This window comes from Streptomyces sp. NPDC005794 (genome assembly GCF_042871445.1).
In the GTDB taxonomy this organism is placed as follows: domain Bacteria; phylum Actinomycetota; class Actinomycetes; order Streptomycetales; family Streptomycetaceae; genus Streptomyces.
This window is the reverse complement of the sequence record NZ_JBIAIN010000016.1, coordinates 51,336-69,926: the sequence shown is the minus strand read 5'-3', so window position 1 is coordinate 69,926 and position 18,591 is coordinate 51,336. Positions and strand designations below refer to the sequence as shown.

General features: G+C 70.7%; 18 protein-coding genes and 2 pseudogenes. 9 read left to right on the top strand and 11 right to left on the bottom strand.

The features are described 5' to 3' along the window. Positions 1 to 2: 2 nt before the first annotated feature. Positions 3 to 1,118, bottom strand: a complete 1,116-nt coding sequence (locus ACFYQ5_RS24810; protein WP_389200507.1) for an alpha/beta hydrolase-fold protein — start codon at positions 1,116 to 1,118, stop codon at positions 3 to 5. A 252-nt stretch (positions 1,119 to 1,370) separates the two neighbouring features. Between ACFYQ5_RS24810 and ACFYQ5_RS24805 the strand changes: the two genes are divergently transcribed. From ACFYQ5_RS24805 to ACFYQ5_RS24790, 4 genes and pseudogenes are all read left to right on the top strand, one after another. After that, positions 1,371 to 2,132 (top strand): IclR family transcriptional regulator, encoded by a 762-nt coding sequence (locus ACFYQ5_RS24805; protein WP_389200506.1) that lies wholly within the window; start codon positions 1,371 to 1,373, stop codon positions 2,130 to 2,132. 187 nt (positions 2,133 to 2,319) lie between these two features. Then, complete coding sequence (locus ACFYQ5_RS24800; RefSeq protein WP_389200504.1) at positions 2,320 to 3,699, top strand: alpha-amylase family protein; 1,380 nt, start codon at positions 2,320 to 2,322, stop codon at positions 3,697 to 3,699. Positions 3,700 to 3,834: 135 nt separating this feature from the next. Continuing rightward, positions 3,835 to 4,770 (top strand): adenosine kinase, encoded by a 936-nt coding sequence (locus ACFYQ5_RS24795; protein ID WP_389200502.1) that lies wholly within the window; start codon positions 3,835 to 3,837, stop codon positions 4,768 to 4,770. A 141-nt stretch (positions 4,771 to 4,911) separates the two neighbouring features. Beyond that, positions 4,912 to 5,175 (top strand): annotated as a pseudogene (locus ACFYQ5_RS24790) (glycoside hydrolase family 11 protein); the annotation flags it as partial. Here ACFYQ5_RS24790 and ACFYQ5_RS24785 read toward each other — a convergent pair. Then, complete coding sequence (locus tag ACFYQ5_RS24785; protein ID WP_389200501.1) at positions 5,117 to 5,986, bottom strand: alpha/beta fold hydrolase; 870 nt, start codon at positions 5,984 to 5,986, stop codon at positions 5,117 to 5,119. The pseudogene ACFYQ5_RS24790 and the gene ACFYQ5_RS24785 sit on opposite strands and share 59 nt — an antisense overlap. A gap of 99 nt (positions 5,987 to 6,085) precedes the next feature. Between ACFYQ5_RS24785 and ACFYQ5_RS24780 the strand changes: the two genes are divergently transcribed. Further along, entirely contained in the window at positions 6,086 to 6,493 is a 408-nt protein-coding gene (locus ACFYQ5_RS24780; RefSeq protein ID WP_389200499.1) for a winged helix-turn-helix transcriptional regulator, read from the top strand. 131 nt (positions 6,494 to 6,624) lie between these two features. Further along, positions 6,625 to 7,512 (top strand): endo alpha-1,4 polygalactosaminidase, encoded by an 888-nt coding sequence (locus ACFYQ5_RS24775; protein ID WP_389200497.1) that lies wholly within the window; start codon positions 6,625 to 6,627, stop codon positions 7,510 to 7,512. A 65-nt stretch (positions 7,513 to 7,577) separates the two neighbouring features. On the opposite strand, the pseudogene ACFYQ5_RS24770 reads toward ACFYQ5_RS24775, so the two are convergent. Both ACFYQ5_RS24770 and ACFYQ5_RS24765 read right to left on the bottom strand, forming a co-directional pair. Further along, positions 7,578 to 7,673: pseudogene (locus ACFYQ5_RS24770) on the bottom strand (arginine deiminase family protein); the annotation flags it as partial. A gap of 73 nt (positions 7,674 to 7,746) precedes the next feature. Then, positions 7,747 to 9,771, bottom strand: a complete 2,025-nt coding sequence (locus ACFYQ5_RS24765) for a heavy metal translocating P-type ATPase (protein ID WP_389200496.1) — start codon at positions 9,769 to 9,771, stop codon at positions 7,747 to 7,749. A 98-nt stretch (positions 9,772 to 9,869) separates the two neighbouring features. On the opposite strand from ACFYQ5_RS24765, the gene ACFYQ5_RS24760 reads away from it, so the two are divergent. Both ACFYQ5_RS24760 and ACFYQ5_RS24755 read left to right on the top strand, forming a co-directional pair. After that, a complete protein-coding gene (locus ACFYQ5_RS24760) occupies positions 9,870 to 10,256 on the top strand; it encodes an ArsR/SmtB family transcription factor (RefSeq protein ID WP_389200495.1) in 387 nt (128 codons plus the stop codon). 50 nt (positions 10,257 to 10,306) lie between these two features. Continuing rightward, on the top strand, positions 10,307 to 11,314 hold the full coding sequence (locus ACFYQ5_RS24755) for an MsnO8 family LLM class oxidoreductase (RefSeq protein WP_389200493.1): 1,008 nt from the start codon (positions 10,307 to 10,309) through the stop codon (positions 11,312 to 11,314). 3 nt (positions 11,315 to 11,317) lie between these two features. On the opposite strand, the gene ACFYQ5_RS24750 is transcribed toward ACFYQ5_RS24755, so the two are convergent. The 7 genes from ACFYQ5_RS24750 to ACFYQ5_RS24720 form a co-directional block, all read right to left on the bottom strand. Beyond that, positions 11,318 to 11,707 carry a DUF2267 domain-containing protein gene (locus ACFYQ5_RS24750; protein ID WP_389200492.1) on the bottom strand — a complete coding sequence of 130 codons (390 nt, stop codon included), beginning with the start codon at positions 11,705 to 11,707 and terminating at the stop codon, positions 11,318 to 11,320. A gap of 177 nt (positions 11,708 to 11,884) precedes the next feature. Next, entirely contained in the window at positions 11,885 to 12,076 is a 192-nt protein-coding gene (locus ACFYQ5_RS24745; RefSeq protein ID WP_389200490.1) for a DUF6381 family protein, read from the bottom strand. A gap of 112 nt (positions 12,077 to 12,188) precedes the next feature. Continuing rightward, positions 12,189 to 12,809: an L-threonylcarbamoyladenylate synthase gene (locus ACFYQ5_RS24740; RefSeq protein WP_031090098.1), complete on the bottom strand. Its 621-nt coding sequence runs from the start codon at positions 12,807 to 12,809 to the stop codon at positions 12,189 to 12,191. A gap of 566 nt (positions 12,810 to 13,375) precedes the next feature. Beyond that, on the bottom strand, positions 13,376 to 14,737 hold the full coding sequence (locus ACFYQ5_RS24735) for an FAD-dependent oxidoreductase (RefSeq protein WP_389200488.1): 1,362 nt from the start codon (positions 14,735 to 14,737) through the stop codon (positions 13,376 to 13,378). Positions 14,738 to 15,007: 270 nt separating this feature from the next. Next, on the bottom strand, positions 15,008 to 15,937 hold the full coding sequence (locus ACFYQ5_RS24730; RefSeq protein WP_389200486.1) for a PmoA family protein: 930 nt from the start codon (positions 15,935 to 15,937) through the stop codon (positions 15,008 to 15,010). Continuing rightward, on the bottom strand, positions 15,934 to 17,097 hold the full coding sequence (locus ACFYQ5_RS24725; RefSeq protein WP_389200485.1) for a Gfo/Idh/MocA family protein: 1,164 nt from the start codon (positions 17,095 to 17,097) through the stop codon (positions 15,934 to 15,936). Before ACFYQ5_RS24725 ends, ACFYQ5_RS24730 begins: the two co-directional genes overlap by 4 nt. A 109-nt stretch (positions 17,098 to 17,206) precedes the next feature. Continuing rightward, entirely contained in the window at positions 17,207 to 18,181 is a 975-nt protein-coding gene (locus ACFYQ5_RS24720) for an acetylxylan esterase (RefSeq protein WP_389200483.1), read from the bottom strand. Positions 18,182 to 18,311: 130 nt separating this feature from the next. On the opposite strand from ACFYQ5_RS24720, the gene ACFYQ5_RS24715 reads away from it, so the two are divergent. Beyond that, on the top strand, positions 18,312 to 18,587 hold the full coding sequence (locus ACFYQ5_RS24715; RefSeq protein ID WP_389200482.1) for a DUF2087 domain-containing protein: 276 nt from the start codon (positions 18,312 to 18,314) through the stop codon (positions 18,585 to 18,587). Positions 18,588 to 18,591 lie beyond the last annotated feature (4 nt).

Sequence of the window (18,591 nt, the reverse complement as noted above, 5' to 3'; positions counted from 1 at the left end):
CACTACCGGGCGAGGGCCCAGGCGACGTCCCTGAGCAGCGCGTGCCGCCAGCCCGCCCGGTCATGGCCCGAGGGCGACCGTGAAACGCGCACGGTCGCACCGGCCCGCTCGGTCAGTGTCTCGGCCAGCTCGCAGTGGGGGAGCATCCGCGTCTCGTGTTCCCCCACGTCGAACGCGATCCGCAGCGCGGACAGATCCGGGTGCTCCCGCAGTCGCTCGGCGACGGCGCCGCCGACCGGACCGTCCAGGGGGTCTGCCCGCTGCAGGGCTCCGGGTGCCCACCAGAACGACGGGGACTGACAGGCGACGCGTGACACCAGGTCCGGGAATTCCAGTGCCGCGTACATCGCGCTCAGCCCCCCGAGGCTCTGTCCGGCGACCACCAGCCGGTCCCAGTCGGCTGGTACGCCGGATCGGGCCACCAGCGGCGGCAGTTCGTCCCGGACCGCTTCCCACAGCTCGGGCCCGCACCCGAACTCGGCCTCCCTGTCCTTGGCCGGCAGGAAGACGAGGGTGACCGGGGGCATCGCGCCGGCGGCGACGGCCGCGTCGAACGCGGTCATGGCCGGGTGGAGGTACAGCCAGTCGTCCCCGTCCAGCAGCAGGACCACCGGGCCCCCGCCGCCCACCGGGTGGACCCGCACGGTGCGCCGCCCGCCGAGCCGCTCGCTCGCCCAGCGGATCCGGGTGCGCGGTACGGGCAGGACGTCGTCGGCGCTGACGAGGGGCCAGTACGGCTGGTGCGGGGCATCGGGCGTCGCGACGACGGACCGGTCACCACCGGCACCGACCGGGTTGAACGGGTCGGCGTACGCCCCGTCGTCCGCGAGGAACTGATACGTCACCCGAAGTCGCGGGGGCATGTGGACCTCCGCGTACCAGCAGTCGGTGGCGCCCCACCGGTGCAGGGGTACGGGCTTCGACCAGCTCTCGAAGCCGACGCTCGCCGACGAGCCCCGCCACAGGAACAAGGTCGTCCAACCGCCGCCGTCGGCCGGCGCGGACGCGGGCGTCCGAGCTGTCGCCCAGAACGCGTCGGTGCCGGGTACGCCGGACAGCCCGAACTCCGCGAAGGCGTCCTCCGGACCGGACACGAGGCCGTCCGTGGGCCCGGTCATGTGCGGACCTGTTCCGTCACGCGGCGCATGAACGTCTCCTTGCGAGGGGGAAGGCGAAAGGCTGAGATCGCGTCAATTAGGTGACCCTAACTCGATGGTGGACCTCTCTTCCACAGCCCAGTGATCCTTCGTGGACCGAATCGATCCTCTGCTCGCGTCTTCCCCGACGTACCGCGTCCTCTGTCCGGACCGCGATCATGGGTGCCGGGCGCCGCACCACGCACGGCCCCGTGACCCGACCGAGAGGACCTCGTGGCCGACCCCAAGAGCTACATCATCGAGTCATTGGACACCGGGCTGCGCCTGATGCGTCTCTTCCTCACCCATGACACCCTGTCGGTCACCGGCGCCGCCAGGGAACTGGGCGTGGCCCGCTCCACCGCGCACCGCGTGCTCAGCACGCTCGAGTCGCGCGGCTTCGCCACCCGTGACACCTCGGGCCGGGGCTACTCCGCGGGACCCGAACTGGTCACGCTGGGCCGCCCGGCCGGCTACGGCCCCGAGATCCGGGCCCGTCTGCAGACGGTGCTGGACGCGGCGGCCACCGCCACCGGGGAGACGATCAGTACCGCCGCACTGATCGGCGACCAGGTGATCATCACCGACGGCCGGGAGTCGCCACACCCCGTGCGTGCCGTTCTGGAGACCGGCCGTGTCCACCCCGCTCACGCCACCGCGGCGGGCAAGGTGCTGCTCGCCCACCTGACCAGCGAACAGGTCTGCGCCCTCTACCCGGAGGAGCGGCTGCCCGGTGTCACCAACCGCACCCTGATCTCCCGTACCGCCCTGCTCGCCGAGCTGGCCGGAATCCGTAGCCTCGGCCGCGCCGACAGCGCCGGTGAGTCGGTGCGGGGGATGAACGCGGTCGCCGTGCCGCTGGCCGGCAACAGCTGGCGCGACCGGCTCGCCCTGATGGCGTCCATGCCGGCGGACCGGGGCAGCGCACCCGAGCTGGCCCGGCACGCCGTGGCGATGCGGAGGGCCGCGGGGCTGCTGCCACCACCGTCCTCCTGACCGATTCCTCGTCCACCGACGGGAGTTGCCCGGCTCACGAGCTTGCGCAAAGATCTGTAAGACCTTGCGGAAATCCTTGACGGCTGCACACGAAGGGCGGCAGGCTCCGAGACGTTCCCCCCACGGCAGCCTGGCGCGTGGCTGTCTTCGAGGGCACAGCTGTGCCCTGTCGTCGAAGGAGCCGTACATGCAACACCCATTCCGCCTGGTCGGCGGAACCCTGGCCGGGGTGATGGCCGTCGCCGGCCTCACCGTGCTCGCCCCCTGGCAGTCACAGGCGACACCCCCTGGCGAGAAAACCGTCACCGTCACCATGTTCGAGCGGCCGTACGCGGATGTGGCGTCCGCCTGCACCGATCAGCTCGGCCCCGCCGGGTACGGCTACGTACAGGTCTCACCCGCCACGGAGCACATCCAGGGCGACCAGTGGTGGACCTCCTACCAGCCGGTCAGCTACGAGATCGCGGGCCGGCTGGGCGACCGCGACGCGTTCGCCGCCATGGTGGAGGCCTGTCATACCGCAGGCGTCAAGGTCATCGCCGACGCCGTCGTCAACCACATGGCAGCCGGGTCCGGGACGGGCACGGGCGGGACGGCCTACACGAAGTACGACTACCCCGGGTACTTCGGCGAAGCCGACTTCCACACCTGCCGCTCGGACATCAAGGACTACACGAACCGCGACGACGTACAGAACTGCGAACTGGTGGGGCTGTCCGATCTCGACACCGGAAGGGATGAGGTCCGCTCCACCATCGCCGCGTACCTCGACGATCTGCGTTCGCTGGGTGTCGACGGCTTCCGTATCGACGCGGCCAAGCACATGGCCGCCGACGATGTCGCCGCCATCAAGGGGAAGATGGGCGATCCGGGCTTCTGGGTCTCGGAGGTCATCCACGGGGGCGGCGAAGCCGTGCAGCCCGAGGAGTACACGGAGATCGGCGACGTGGACGAATTCCGTTACGGAGGCCACCTCAAGAGCGCCTTCCAGGGGGGTGGCATCGCCCAGCTGAAGTCCGTTGCCGACGGCAAGCTGAGCAGTGCCTCGGCCCGTACGTTCGTCGACAACTGGGACACCGAACGCAACGGCTCGACGCTGACCTACAAGGACGGCGCGGCCTACACCCTCGCCAACGTCTTCATGCTCGCCGCTCCGTATGGTTCGCCGAACGTGTACTCGGGTTACGAGTGGTCCGACAAGGACGCCGGCCCGCCCGGCGGCGCCGAAGGCTGGACGGACATCCACGCTCAGCAGGCGATCACGGGCCTCGTCGGTTTCCGCAACGAGGTGGGCGCGGCCGAGCTGACCGACTGGTGGGACAACGGGGGCAGCGCGATCGCCTTCGGCCGTGGCGACAAGGGATTCGTCGTCGTCAACAACGGGGACGGCGACCTGGCCGAGACCTTCACAACCTCCCTGCCGGGCGGCACGTACTGCAACGTCGCCGTGGCCTCGCCGGACAACTGTGACGGCGACACCGTCACGGTCGGCGACGACGGCACCTTCCAGGCCACGTTGCCGGCCCGTGCGGCCCTGGCACTGCACACCGGAGCCCAGGCGGGCTGACCCGCCGGGGCACCACCACGGACCGACGACGCGCAGGACGGAGCATGCTCCGTCCTGCGCGTCGTGTACGGACCGGTCATCCGGCCGAGAACCATGACACACGGCTCCCCTGAACCGAGAGGCACGACCACTCACATGCGCGAGCAGACAGACGTCCTCGTACTGGGCGGCGCGGGCGTGGACACCATCGTCCATGTTCCCGAACTCCCGCTCCCCTTCGCCGACAGCTACATGGTCCGGCAGGGCATCGAGACCCGCGCGGGACAGAGCGGCGACTTCGTCGCGCTCGGGCTGCATGCCCTCGGCCTGGTCACCCACCACCTGGACATGATCGGCGACGACCACGAGGGGGACCTGGTCCGCACCCTCCACCGTGAGAGGGGCGTTCCGTTCACCGAGGCGCACTCCCCGAGCGGAACCAAGCGCGCGGTCAACCTCGTCGGGCCGGACGGACGGCGGCTGTCCTTGTACGACACCACCCGCTCGCACGACTCCGACCGGTTCGACGAGTCGACGGTCCGCGAGCTCGCCGGTGTCACCCGCCACGCCCACGTCGTCATCACGCATCCGTGTGCCCTCGCCCTGCCGCTGCTCCGGGAGGCCGGTGTGACCGTCTCCACCGATCTGCACGACTGGGACGGCGTCGACGCCTATCACGAAGCGTTCGCGCTCCAGACGGACGTGGTGTTCCTGTCGACGACCGCGCTGACCGATCCCGAGCGCACCATGCGGGACATCACCTCACGAGGAAGGGCCCAGGTCGTCGTCGCAACCGCGGGTGCGGACGGGGCGTACCTGCTGTACGACGGCGAACTGACGCACACGCCCGCCGTCACCCCGCCCGCCCCGGTGGTGGATTCCAACGGCGCAGGCGACGCCTTCGCGGCAGGCTTCCTCCTCGGCCGCCTGAACGGTGAACACCCCCTGCGCTGCGCCCTGTACGGGACGGTGGCGGGTGCCCACGCCTGCACCGTTCCTTCGACGCGTACCGACGCCATCGGCCGGGAGGAGCTTCTCGCCCGGGTCGCCGAAGTGGAGACGGCGCGAAGTCGCCACCATGAAGCGATCTGATTCGCATGTGCGTCGAAACATGTGGAACTGTATGGGGCGGCTCGGCTCCAGAAATGAGAGCCTCCGGCGATCGCATTCCCTCCTGTGCGGCTGAGTGGGGATGAGCTGCTGGTTTCCCCGTCGCCAGGCCGTAGGCCGTGGCGTCAGTCGAAGCGGACCGGCGGAAGCATCACCGCCGGCAACCACCTCGACGCGTGGGCCCGTTACGGAATGTCCCTGGGGGGCTTCAACTACTACATGATCATGGCGACGGAGGGCTATCGGAGCAGCGGGAGCTCCGGAATCTCGGTGAGCTGCCCCCCCTGTCGAGCACTACTGCGCCTGGGGCGCGGCCGCCCGGTGCGCCTCAGGCGAGGAAGGGGCGCACCAGGCCAAGGAGCGCCTCGGGGCGGTGCAGCGGGATGATGTGGCCGCAATCCTCGATGATGTGCCCCGTGAGATCGTCGGCGACGGGCCGCAGTTGCTCTTCGAGCACACTCCCCACCGGCCGGGCTCCGACCGCCAGGGTGGGCACCGACAGCCGGCCGTTCTCCACGGCCTCCCGGATCTGCCGGGCGTTGGTGGGCATCGCGCGGTAGTGGGCGAACGCGCTGCGCAAGGCCTCGGAGCCGGTGTAGGCACTGACGAAGGCGTCCCGGATCTCCGGCGCGACCCCCTGCCCCAGGGTGCCCGAGTCGAGGAACCAGTCGACGTAGGGCGCCTCGTTGCCCGGCAGCACGCTTTCCGCGAGGCCCGGAACCGAGTGGAAGCCGAACCACCACGGTGCCCCTCCCGCCAGAAACCGTTCCGCGCCGGGCAGCGTGCCCAGCAGCGATTCCATGAGCACCAGGCGGCGGACTCGCTCAGGGCTGCGCATGGCCATAAGGAAGGCGGGCGGGGTGCCGGCGTCGATGCCGATCACGGCCGCGGACCTCTCGCCGAGCGCGTCCAGGAGCCCCAGGAAGTCCTCGGCGAGAGTCTCGGCGTCGTAGCCCTCCTCGGTGCGCGTGCTCCCGCCGAGGCCCCGGAGGTCGGGGGCGATCACCCGATGCTGTTCGGCCAGACCGCCCATGACGGCGGTCCACAGCCGCCAGGTATGGGGGAACCCGTGGAGCAGCAGCACGGCGGGCCCCGTACCGGCGGTCGCCACGTTGAGACCGACGCCGCCGACGGTGACGCGCCGCAGTTCGACCCCGGGCACCTGACCGGCCGGGACGGGGAGTGGAGTGGCAGGCACGATGCTTCCTTCTGTAGTTACCCATGGTGACAACAGAACGATAGGTAACTACGCTGGAGCGGCCAAGACCGCACTTTCATCGCAGGTGGTGAGCTCCAGGTGACCCCTAGGACCACGCGTACGCCCGAAGGCGCCCGCGGTGATCTGTTCGACCCACTGTGTCCGACCCGGCGGCTGCTCGACCGGCTCGGCGGCAAGTGGACCTCGATGGCCGTCAAGGTGCTGGCGGAAGCCTCCCCGGACGAGGTGCGCTTCGCCGAGCTGCAGCGGCGCATGACCGGCGTCTCGCAGAAGATGCTGTCGGTCACGCTGCAGGCCCTGTGCCGTGACGGTCTCGTCAGCCGGCGTGTGGAGTCCAGCGTGCCGCCGCGCGTGTACTACGGCCTCACCGAGCTCGGACTGTCCCTGGAGGTCCCGCTGGCCGCCGTCCGGCGGTGGGCCGAGGAGCACATGGTCGAGATCGACCGCGCCCAGCAGCTCGCCGACGGGCGCCCCACCAATTTCTGACGGTTTGTCAGTCATATTCCCCGGAGCGCCCGGCGGAAGGCCGGCGCTCCGCGCCCCCGGCGTACCGGCCGAGGGAACGGTGACGGAGGATACGTAGGTCCACTTCCGGATCCCTGACAACTGGAGTTCGTGTGACCCGCATCCTTTCCCTGTTCTTCCGCCGCAGGAGTGCGGTGGCCGGCGTGGCCTCGGGCCTGGCCACCGCTCTCGGGGTGGGCGTGCTGGTGGGCTGTGCCGTCGCGGGCGGGGCGACCCTCGATGCCGCACCGAAGCAGCGCGTCAAGGCCGCCGACGTGCTCCTGCCGACGGCCGGCATGGGCTTCGACTACCAGATCGGCGGTGGCTACACGCCACCCGACGGGGTGCGGGCGGTGTCCCGCGACCGCGAGGACGAGCCGGCCCCCGGCCTGTACAACGTCTGTTATGTCAATGCGTTCCAGACGCAGCCCGGCGCACTGAAGTGGTGGCAGGACACCCATCCCGGCCTCCTGCTGCGTGACGCCGACGGGGAGCTGATCATCGACGAGGGCTGGGACGAAGCCCTTCTGGACACCTCGACGGCCGCCAGGCGCACCCAGCTCACGGAGATCGTGGGGGAGTGGATCGACGGCTGCGCCGAGAGCGGCTTCCAGGCGGTGGAGCCGGACAACCTCGACTCCTTCGAACGCTCGAAGGGCAAGCTGACGAAGGAGCACAACGCCGCCTTCGCCGAAGCGCTGGCGGCGCGGGCGCACAGCGACGGTCTCGCGATCGCGCAGAAGAACACCACCGATCTGCTCGACCGGCACGACGCGATCGGGTTCGACTTCGCGGTGGCGGAGGAATGCGCCCAGTTCGACGAATGCGACGCGTACGCCGACGCGTACGACAACCTTGTCTTCGCGATCGAGTACGAGGGCGAGGGCCATGTGGGCTTCGACGAGAGCTGTTCGACCTGGGGTGACAGGGTCTCCTTCGTCCTGCGAGACCTCGACGTGCTCCCCGCGGGCGAGAAGGGGTATGTGTTCCGGACCTGCTGACTCGGAGGGAGGGCCCGGTTCGTCCTCGACATGACCCGGTGATCTCCACCGGGAAGCCGCCCGGCTCAGAAGTCCACCGGCTCGCGGATGAGCGGGCAGGTCATGCAGTGCCCGCGGACCCGGCCCAGTTCCCCGCCGACGATGGTGATGACCTCGACTCCTGTGAGGTGCGGCGCCGGCGGCGGGCCGCGGTGCCGCCGGGCGGGCGGTGCCGGCCTCCTCGGTGACGGACTGTCAGTCGATTTCGGTGGCTGGCCGGACGGTCGTCGGCGACGCGGCCCTGCTCCGGTCGGCCGCACGGTGCCAGGCCGACTCGCGCTGCAGCCGGAGGCCGTTGAGGCCCACGATGACGGTGGACCCTTCGTGCCCCAGGACGCCCAGGGGGAGCGGCAGATGACCGACGAGATCCCAGACGACCAGGGCCGAGATGAACACGCCGGCGATGACCAGGTTCTGCACGACCAGCCGACGGGTCGCCCGGGACAAGGCCACCACCGTGGGCACGGTGGTCAGTTCGTCGCGGATGATGACGGCGTCAGCGGTCTCCAGCGCGAGGTCGGAGCCTGCGCGTCCCATCGCGATCCCGATGTGCGCGGCGGCCAGCGCGGGCGCGTCGTTCACCCCGTCGCCCACGACCAGCACCTTGCGCCCGGCCTGCTCCAGTTCACGGACGGCGGCCGCCTTGTCCTGGGGGAGGAGCCCGGCCCGGACGTCGGTGATGCCCGCCTCGGCGGCGAGTCGAGCGGCGGCCCGCGGGTTGTCGCCGGTCAGCAGCATCGGGGAGCCGCCGGTCAGGCGGGCCAGTGAGGAGACGGTCGCCGCGGCGTCGCGCCGGATGCGGTCGGCGATCCCCAGGACCCCGACCGGCCGGCCGTCGCGCAGGACGAGCACCGCGGTGTGCCCGGTCTCCTCCAGCGCGGCGGCCACGGCGGTGGCCTGGTCCGCCTCGGGTGCGGCGGTGCCTCGGAGCAGCCGGGCGGGCGAGCCGGCCGAGATCCGGTGTCCGTCGACGGTGGCTGTCACGCCGGTGCCGGGCGCTGAGGTGAACTCCGAGGCCGGGGGCAGCGGCAGCCCACGTTCCTGGGCGGCGTTCACGACGGCGCGGGCCAGCGGGTGCTCGCTGGGGTGCTCTGTGGCGGCGGCCAGGGCCAGCAGCGTGTCCTCGGTCAGCCCGGATCCCGGCAGGGGGTGGATGCCGGTGACGCGGGGGGTGCCCTCGGTGAGGGTGCCGGTCTTGTCCAGTGCCACCGCGTCGGTCTGGCCGAGGCGCTCCATGACGACGGCGGACTTGACGAGGACGCCGTGGCGTCCCGCGTTCGCCATGGCGGAGAGCAGGGGTGGCATGGTCGCCAGGACCACGGCGCAGGGGGAGGCCACGATCATGAACGTCATGGCGCGCAGCAGGCTTCCGGTCACATCGTCGCCGAAGGCGAGGGGCACGAGGAAGACGGCCAGGGTGGCGGCCACCATGCCGAGCGAGTAGCGCTGCTCGACCTTCTCGATGAACAGCTGGGTCGGGGCCTTGGTCCTGGCTGCTTCCTCGGTCATCGCCACGATCCGGGCGATCACCGATTCGGAGGCGTCCCGCTCGACGGCGACCTTCAGCGTGCCCGTGCCGTTCAGTGTCCCCGCGAACACCTCGTCCCCGGGCTCCTTCGCCACGGGCAGCGGCTCACCGGTGATGGTCGCCTGGTCGACCTCGCTCGCACCGTCGAGAACCCTGCCGTCGGCGCCGACGCGCTCACCGGGGCGGATCCGGATGACGTCGCCGACCACGAGGTCCCCGGTGGCTACGCTCTCCTCACCCCCGGCGGTGATGCGCGAGGCGGTGGCCGGGGCCAGGTCGAGGAGCCCGCGGACCGCGTCCTGGGTGCGGGCGGTGGCCAGCGCCTCCAGTGCGCCCGAAGTCGCGAAGATGACGATCAGCAGCGCCCCGTCCATCACCTGCCCGATCGAGGCCGCGCCCAGCGCCGCCACGATCATCAGCAGGTCCACGTCCAGGACCTTCTCCCGGAGCTCCCGCAGCCCCGACAGTGCCGGCTCCCAGCCTCCGGCGGCGTACACGAGGGCGTACAGCGGGCCCCATGTCCAGCCGGGGGCGCCGGTGAGCTCCAGCGGGAGTGCGAGCAGGAACAGCACCAGAGCGATTCCCGCCCAGCGGGCCTCGGCCAGCGCGAGGACGCGCGTGCGACGCCGGGGGACGCCTCCGGCGCCGGCGGAAGCGGTGCGCGAGGGGCGTGGCAGGACATCGGTGGGCATGACGGAACGACCCCTCAATGGGCGGCGGGAACGACGACGTCCTCACCGTACAGGAATACATGAACAGGTCTTCATGTGTCATCCGTAGAATGGGCGCCATGGGCCACGGACGCGACGAGCAGAGCACCGCCACCACCCGCGAGCGGTTGGACGCCGTCGGGGCGGCGGGTGTCGCCTCGACCCTCCAGGCACTGGCCACACCCTCCCGGCTGCGGATCCTGGCGCGCCTCCAGGAGGGTCCGTGCGCGGTCGGTGATCTGGCCGAAGCGGTGGAGATGGAGCCTTCCGCCTGCTCCCACCAACTGCGTCTGTTGCGGAACCTCGGGCTGGTCGCGGGCGAACGCCAGGGGCGGTCCATCGTGTACGCCCTGTACGACCATCACGTCGCCGAACTCCTCGACCAGGCCCTCTACCACGTCGAGCACCTGCGCCTCGGGCTCCGTGACTCTCCCGCCGAGATCACCGCGACGGCCTCGCGGCGCTGACCGTACGGCGGCGCCGGGAATCCCGGCGCGCCCGCGGCGTTGAACCAGGCGTGAGCTCTTCCATCGCATCGACCCGGTTCTCCTTCCTCGACCGTTCCCGCACCCGCGAGGGGCACGGCCATCCGCAGGCGCTGCGGGACACCGTCGCGCTGGCAGGGACGGCCGAGGCGCTCGGCTACCACCGCTTCTGGGTGTCCGAGCACCACAGCGTGCCCGGCGTGGCCGGCTCGGCGCCGACGGTGCTGGCCGCAGCCGTCGCGGCGGCGACCTCCACCATCAGAGTGGGAACCGGTGGGGTGATGCTGCCGAACCATCAGCCCTTCGTCGTGGCCGAGCAGTTCGGGGTGCTCGCCTCGCTCTTCCCCGGCCGGATCGACATGGGGCTCGGACGTTCGGTCGGCTTCACCGACGGGATCCGCAGAGCCCTCGGCCGGGACAAGGAGGACGCCGACGCCTTCGCGGGGCAGCTCGCCGAGCTCCTCGGATGGCTGGACGGAACCCAGCAGGCCCATCCGCAGGTCCACGCCCGTCCCGCGGAGGGCCTGCGCATACCCCCGTACGTCCTGGCGACCGGCCAAGGTGCCGCCATTGCCGCGGCCGCCGGTCTGCCGCTCGTCGTGGGCGATCTCCGCGGCCGCGAGAAGCTCATACGGGCGGTCGAGAGTTACCGCAGTGGATTCCGCCCCTCCGTGTGGGCCGGGGATCCCTATGTGATCGTGGCGGGCACCGTCGCGGTCGCCGGCACCGCCGAGGAGGCGCGCCGGCTGCTGGTCCCGGAGGCCTGGTCCATGGCGTACTCGCGGACCCACGGCTCGTTCCCCCCACTGGCGCCGGCCGAGCGGATCGAAGCGCTGCCCATGACGGAGAAGGAGCGGGGTCTGTTCGAGAACGGACTGCGTGGTCACCTGGCGGGAACCGAGGACACGGTGTCGGCCGGACTCGAGTCGGTGATCAAGGAGACCGGCGCGGACGAGGTGCTGGTCACCACGAGCTCGTACGACCGTGAGGCGCTGGTGGACTCGATGGGGAGGCTCGCGCGGATCGCGGGCCTGGGCTGAGCGTCAGCCGCTGCCGGGGTGGCCGAACAAGAGGTCGTACCCCGGCGGCAGTTGCAGCAGGAGGCGCTGGAGCAGTTCCTCGCCCGAGGCGTCGGCCACCACGCTGAGCACGGCACCGGTGTCCCACGCCGCCGTCTGCTCGTTCGCGCCCTCGATCCAGGCGGACACCGCGCGCACGAACCGTTCGGAGCTGAGCGGTTCGGCGGCCTGCAGAGGGTTCAGAAGAATGAGTGCGAACGTCTCCGGCAGCCGGGCGGCCAGTTCGTTGCGCTCCTCGCCGACCAGATGTGCCCCGAGCAGCGCCAGCACCACGCGTGATGCGCGCTCCGCCTCCAGGGCCGATGCGTAGGCCCCGCGTTCCTGGACCGCTTCCAGGAATGCCTGCCATCTCATGTAGGTCACCGGATCCCTTTCACGGAGCGCGGGCCGGGACGCGGACGGAGGGCGGGCTGGAGAGGGGAAGCCCGGTGTCCGCCCTCCGCGCGTCCACCGCATGTCACCTCAATTCCGGTATTAACATGCGATCCCGATGAGGGCAACCGTGGTCCCGCCCCGCAGCCGCGCCCCGGCCTACTCCATGGGATAGATGTCGCCGCTCGCCATGCCGCTGACCTGCACGCTCTGCGATTCGAGCCGGTGGGCTTCGTCCTGGAGACGTCGGCGTTCCGCAGGGTCGGTGGCCTGCTCGGCGGCCTTCTCGAGATCCTCGGCCCGGTCACGCATCTGCCGCAGGCGGTCCCGGACGTCTTCTGACTCGCTCATGATCACTCCCTGGCGCTGGGCGGAGCGGACCCCTCCACCGAACCAGGCACCCGGGGGTGCGCGCATCTCAGCGGGGGTGCCGGAAGCGCGGAGTGACCGTGCGGGCGGCGTGCTACTCGAACCGGGTCAGGTCGCCGGCTCCCCGGCGTACGACTTCCAGCTCACCACCGGAGAAGTCGATGACGGTGGTCGGTTCGGTGCCGCAGTCGCCGGAGTCGAGCACCACGTCCACGACATGGTCGAGGCGCTCCTTGATCTCCCAGCCCTGTGTCAGCGGCTCCTCCTCGTCCGGCAGGAGCAGCGTGCTGGACAGCAGCGGCTCACCGAGCTCGGCCAGAAGCGCCTGCGTGACGGTGTGATCCGGGATCCGGACGCCGACGGTCTTCTTCTTGGGGTGCAGCAACTGCCGCGGCACCTCTTTGGTCGCGGGAAGGATGAAGGTGTAACTCCCGGGCGTCGCCGCCTTGATGGTGCGGAAGACGTCGTTGTCGACCTGGACGAACTGGCCGAGCTGCGCGAAGTTCTGGCACACCAGGGTGAAGTGGTGTCGGTCGTCGAGGTTCCGGATCGACCGGATGCGGTCGATCCCGTCGCGGCTGCCCAGCTGGCATCCGAGGGCGTAACAGGAATCGGTCGGATACGCGACGAGGGCGCCGGACCGGATGCTCTCGGCCACGTTGGTGATGGTGCGGCGCTGGGGGTTCTCGGGGTGCACATCGAAGTACTTGGCCATTCGGCGAGTCTACGGCCTCGTGCCATCCAGGTTCCGCTTACCAGATGGCGTACGGCCACCTCCACCGCCTCCTGCGGGGTCGTGGTCGCCGCCAGGACTTCGCCCATGTAGGGGGTGCTGACGGTGAACCGGGCGCCCGGTGCCCGGGCAGGCCCTGTCCGCTCGCCCCCGTGCGCAGGTGCTGCCACTCGGACTCGGTCATCCGCAGGGGATCACGGTCGGGCACATCGAAACGGCCGGTCAGGTGGACGAACGGTGAGCTCTGCCGAATGTCGGAAAGCGCCGCTCCGGCGAGCCAGGCCGGTGCGACGCCGGCTGTCCGGGCCAGGTCCTCCGTCTCCCCGTCGATGAGCGCCAGTCCTGGTACGACTCGCAACCACGGATCGACCACCGCCGTTTCCGCGTCCACGCACTGATGACCAGAGCGTTCCGATACGGCACCCCGCTCGCGACCGCGGCGTGCAGCACTGCAACGTCCCCGGGTCCCGACACGAGACCCCCGGACAGCACCGCGCCCTGGCGCCCCCGGGGGAGGGGCGCCAGGGCGCGGAGCGGCTCGTCGGCCGTTAGGCTCCGGACGCGTCCAGCATGGCCGTGCGCTCCACGACCTTGATGCGCTCGCGGCCCTGCTCGGCGCCGAGCGCCTGCTCGTGGGCGTCCAGGCGGTGCCAGCCTTCCTTGGTGGTGTACCGGACGCCGCGCTGCTCCAGGAAGTCGACCACCGCGTCGGCACCCGGCTGTGTGGGGGCGGGCAGCCGGCCGGCGGCGTGGTCCTCCAGCAGGCAGGCCACGGTCTCGTTGGCGTCACCCTTGGTGTGCCCGATCAGGCCGATCGGACCGCGCTTGATCCACCCGGTGACGTACACCGAGGGCATCGGCTCGTCACCGGCCAGTACGCGTCCGGCCGCGTGCGGGACTGTGCCGGAGGCCACGTCGAAGGGGAGCTTCGGGAGCTCCTCCGAGTAGTAGCCGACCGCGCGGTAGACGCTCTGCACGTCCCAGTCCGTGTGGTTGCCCGTGCCCTTGACGTTGCCCGTGCCGTCCAGCTCCATGCGCTCGGTGCGCAGGGCGACGACACGGCCGTCCTCGCCGACGACCTCCACGGGGGACTCGAAGAAGTGCAGGAACAGCTTGTGGGGGCGGTCACCGACGTCGCGGATCGCCCACTTCTCCAGCGTGGAGGCGACCATGTTGGCCTGCTTGTTCTCCCGCCGGGTGGCGATCGAGCCCTCGTCGTAGTCGATGTCCTCGGGGTTGACGATGACCTCGATGTTCGGCGAGTGGTCCAGCTCGCGCAGCTCCATCGGGCTGAACTTCGCCTGGGCCGGCCCGCGCCGGCCGAAGACGTGCACCTCGAGCGCCTTGTTCGCCTTGAGCCCGTCGTAGACGTTCGCGGGAATCTCGGTCGGCAACAGTTCGTCCGCCGTCTTGGCCAGGATGCGCGCCACGTCCAGAGCCACATTGCCGACGCCGAGCACGGCGACCTTCTCGGCCTCCAGGGGCCAGGTACGCGACACCTCGGGGTGGCCGTCGTACCAGGCGACGAAGTCGGCCGCACCGTAGGAGCCGGTCAGCTCGATGCCGGGTATGTCCAGGGCGCGGTCGGCGTCGGCGCCGGTGGAGAAGATCACGGCGTCGTAGAACGACCGCAGGTCGTCCAGGCCGATGTCGTTGGGGTAGTCGACGTTGCCGAACAGCCGCAGCTGCGGCTTGTCCAGGACCTGGTGCAGAGCCTTGACGATGCCCTTGATCCGCGGGTGGTCCGGAGCCACTCCGTACCGGATCAGGCCGAAGGGGGCGGGCATGCGCTCGAACAGGTCGATCGATACGCCCGGCTCCTGGGCGGCCTCGGACTTGAGAAGCGCGTCCGCTGCGTAGATTCCGGCGGGACCGGCTCCGACGATGGCGACGCGGACGGGGCGTGTCATGGAGTGTTGTTCCTTAGGGCGGACGAGCACGGGCAGAGTGCAGCGGGGTAAGGCTTGACTTACCCCGCTGCCCCCACGGTACGGCCTGCGCGCATGAGCTCCCGGAGCGGGGCGAGGGGATATTCCGGAAATAAAGGGACGTATGCTGCTGAAGAGGTTCGGTTTCTGTGAGTGGATTCCTCTTCCATCCGTCTCACGGACGTCCAGGCAGTGAGACGAGATGCGGTGGGCAGGCTGCACGCCGGTGTCCCGACGGCCCTGAGCGGGCCACTACCAGGAGAGCGCCCCGACCTCGGATGCGATCCGGTCGCGGTCCCAGGCCCCGTCGGCGACCAGAACCCGGTAGCGGCGGGCCAGGGTCGCCCCCGGATCCAGTACCAGCTCCTCGTGGAAGGCGAACGACGGAGCGACCGCAGCGAAGGAGGAGTTGCGCACGAACCAGTGCGCGGGATGCGCACCACCCGCGCCGGTGTGGTCGTTCTCGGGGGAGTGGACGAAGACGAGCGTCGCGTGCCCGTCGGCCTCGTCGTGCTCACCGCTGTACGCCAGCCAGGGGGACTGCCGCCCCATCATGTCCGGTCCCTCGGCGTCCTGGGCGATGATCCGCCCGTCGCGGAAGGCGCGCGGCCCCCGCCAGAACAGCCCGGTGTACCCCGCGCCCGGGCGGCCGTGCGTCGTCGGGCTGCCGAACCGCAACGGTTCCTCGCGCCGGTTGGTGACCGCGGACGACCAGGTCAGCGCCCAGCTGCCGCTCACGGCGTCGACGTCGTGCACCTCGATACGGCGCGTCTCCTCGGCCCAGAGCTCCCCGCCGCGCGGATGCCAGGTCAGCCGCTCCGTGAAACGGGCCCCGCCGTCGTGCACGGCGACCTCGTCGAAACCGGCGTGCGCCATGGAGCCGACGCGCTCAGGCAGGGCGAGGTACCCCTCGCCGTGCACGTAGCTGTTGCCGCCCCACAGATTCGCGCCCGACAGGTGCGAGGCGGTCATCTGCAGCCCCTTGTGCCAGCGGTGGTCGTTGGGCCGGTACCCGGTCACCACCTGCCCGGACAGGGTGCGCAGGGGGTGGATGTACGGCTTCGGAGCCTCCCACGCGTCCTCGGCCCGGTAGACGTAGCGCAGCAGTTCCACCCCGCTTCCCGTCGCGATGACGGAGAGATGGTCGCCGTGCCGGTGGACGAGTTCCACGGTCTGCCTCATGCCGGGACCTCCGCGGGCCGTACCAGGTGCTCCGGTGCCCAGCCCGGAGCGTTGCCGTGCAGCGCGCCGTAGTACGGGTCGCCGGGCCCGATCTCGCCCGCCCGCACGGTGCCCCCGGTGAAGGCCGCCTTGTAGAGCGCGGCGACCAGCTCGAGGCTCTTGCGGCCGTCCGCGCCGCTGCTCCGCGGCCTGCGTCCGGCCCGCATGTCCTCCAGCAGACCCTGGAGCTGTGCCTCGTGCGAGCTGGGTACGTCGGGTCCGAAGTCCCGCCAGACGTCGACCTCTTCGGACGCGATTCCGGGGGCCGGTGTGATCCGCCAGTCCGCGTTGCGATGCCCGTACAGGTGGGTGAGCTCGACCGTCGCCCGCTCGCAGTCGATCCGGATCCGGCTGACCTCGTCCGGGCTGAGCACGCTGTTCACGACGGTGGCCATCGCACCGCTCTCGAAGCGGATCAGCGCGGTGGAGACATCCTCCGTCTCCACGTCGTGCACCAGCCGCCCGGCCATGGCGCGGATCTCCGCCCACGGCCCCAGCAGATCGAGCAGCAGATCCATCTGGTGGATACCGTGCCCCATCGCGGGCCCGCCACCCTCGCTGCTCCAACTGCCGCGCCAGGGAACGGAGTAGTACGCCTCGTCCCGGTACCAGGTGGTCTGGCAGTGAGCCACCAGTGGCCGGCCCATGGTCTGTCGGGCGAGCAGCTCCCGAACGTGCCGGGAGCCGGAGCCGAAGCGGTGCTGGAACACGATCGCCGCGTACGGGCCGACGCCGCCGGCGCCCTCGGCCGCTTCGATCGCGTCGAAGTCCTGCAGTGATGGACAGGGCGGCTTCTCGCACCACACCCACGCCCCGGCGCGCAGCGCGGCCACGGTCTGGTCGCGGTGGAACCGGGGCGGGGTGGCGAGAGTGACCAGGTCCGGGCGCTGCTCGGCGAGCATCCGGTCGAGGTCGGTGTACCGGTGGGCGATCCCGGCATCGGCGCAGAACGCCTCGACCGAGGTGGCGTCGACATCGACCGCGGCGACGATCTCCAGCGGTTGCCCGGCGGCGAGTGCGGTCAGCGCGGGCAGATGACTGCCACGCGCGATCGCACCCGTGCCGACGATGGCGACCCGCACCGGATTCCGGCGCGAAGGATTGCTGGTCGTGACAAACACCCCTTCAGACGGAGATATGGGCGCCCACTGGACAGCAAGCGCTTTCTCTCCGGGAAACCTAGGCTCCGCCCGCGAGGCAGGTCAAGGGGGTCCGGGCCGCGCGCGTCCGTCAGGCCTTCAGCAGTCCCGGCAGCCACGTGAGCTGCTTCGCATGCTGGAACGGGCCGCCGCCCTCGTGGTCGTTGAAGTCGTACACCTCGATCTCCTTGTCGGCGTGGGCGTACGCGTTGTACGCGGCGAACACCGTGGACGGAGGGCAGGTCAGGTCCTCCATGGCCACGGAGAACAGCGCGGGTGCCCGCCCGCGTGCGGCGAAGTGGACCCCGTCGAAGTAGGCCAGCGTCTTGTCGGTCTGCTCGGCGCGGCCCCGGTGGGTCTTCAGGTAGTCGCCGATCTCGCGGTACGGCTTGCGGTCGGTCATCCGGGTCGCCCGGGGGAAGTCGCAGAGGAACGGCACGTCCGGTGCGACGGCCGCCAGGCCGGGCACCAGCCCGGCGGCCGCGAGGGCGAGACCGCCGCCCTGGCTCGCGCCGATCACGGCGGTGCGCGACGCGTCGGCCAGCGGGTGTGACCGGGCCGCCTCCACCGCGCGCACCGCGTCCGTGATCACCCTGCGGTAGTAGTAGGTGGCCGGGTCCTCGATGCCCTGGGTCATGAATCCGGCCAGCGAGGGGCCGGAGCCCACGGGGTCGGCGGTATCGCCGGGGGCCCAGCCGCTGCCCTGGCCCCGGGTGTCCATCACGAAGTGGGCCAGGCCGGCCGAGGCCCAGAGCAGGTGGGCGTGGGGCAGGTTCCGCCCGCCGCCGTACCCGATGAACTCGACGGCGACCGGGAGGGGTTCGGTGGTCCCCGCCGGTATGACGAACCAGCCCTTCACGGGGTGGCCGCCGAAGCCGGCGAACGTCACGTCGTACACGTCGACCGTGACGAGACCGAGGCCGGCGCACCGCTCGAAGCGGGCGTTCAGATCGTGGGTTCTCGCCTCGTCGAGCGTGGTCGACCAGAACGCGTCGAAGTCCTCGGGCTCCTCCGACCGGCTGCGGTAGGCGTGCAGTTCATCAAGCGGAAGGTCGAACAGGGCCATGAGGGACCGCCTTGTGTCGCGAGGGTGAATGAATGGTCACACCGTACGACGGTCGGCCCGAACGTCAACCAGCTCTCGTATCGCGGGAAAACACGTTGCCCGTCGGGCCTGTACCTGCGACGCTTCCGGGATGTCCGATACGGAACCCCGCGGTTCGCGCCAGGTGGCCGCGCTCTTCTCGGGCGGGCGCCTGACGGCGATCCCCCGGAAACCCGCCCGCCGCGAGCAGCTGCTGGTGCACCTCGCCGACACGCTCTTCGAGCGCGACCGCGTCTACACGGAGCGCGAGGTCAACGACGCGCTGCGCACCGTGCACGAGGACTGCTCGGCCCTGCGCCGTTACCTCGTGGTCGCCGGTCTGCTGGAACGGCCCAGGGACGGCAGCAGTTACCGGCGCGGGCGGTAGCCGG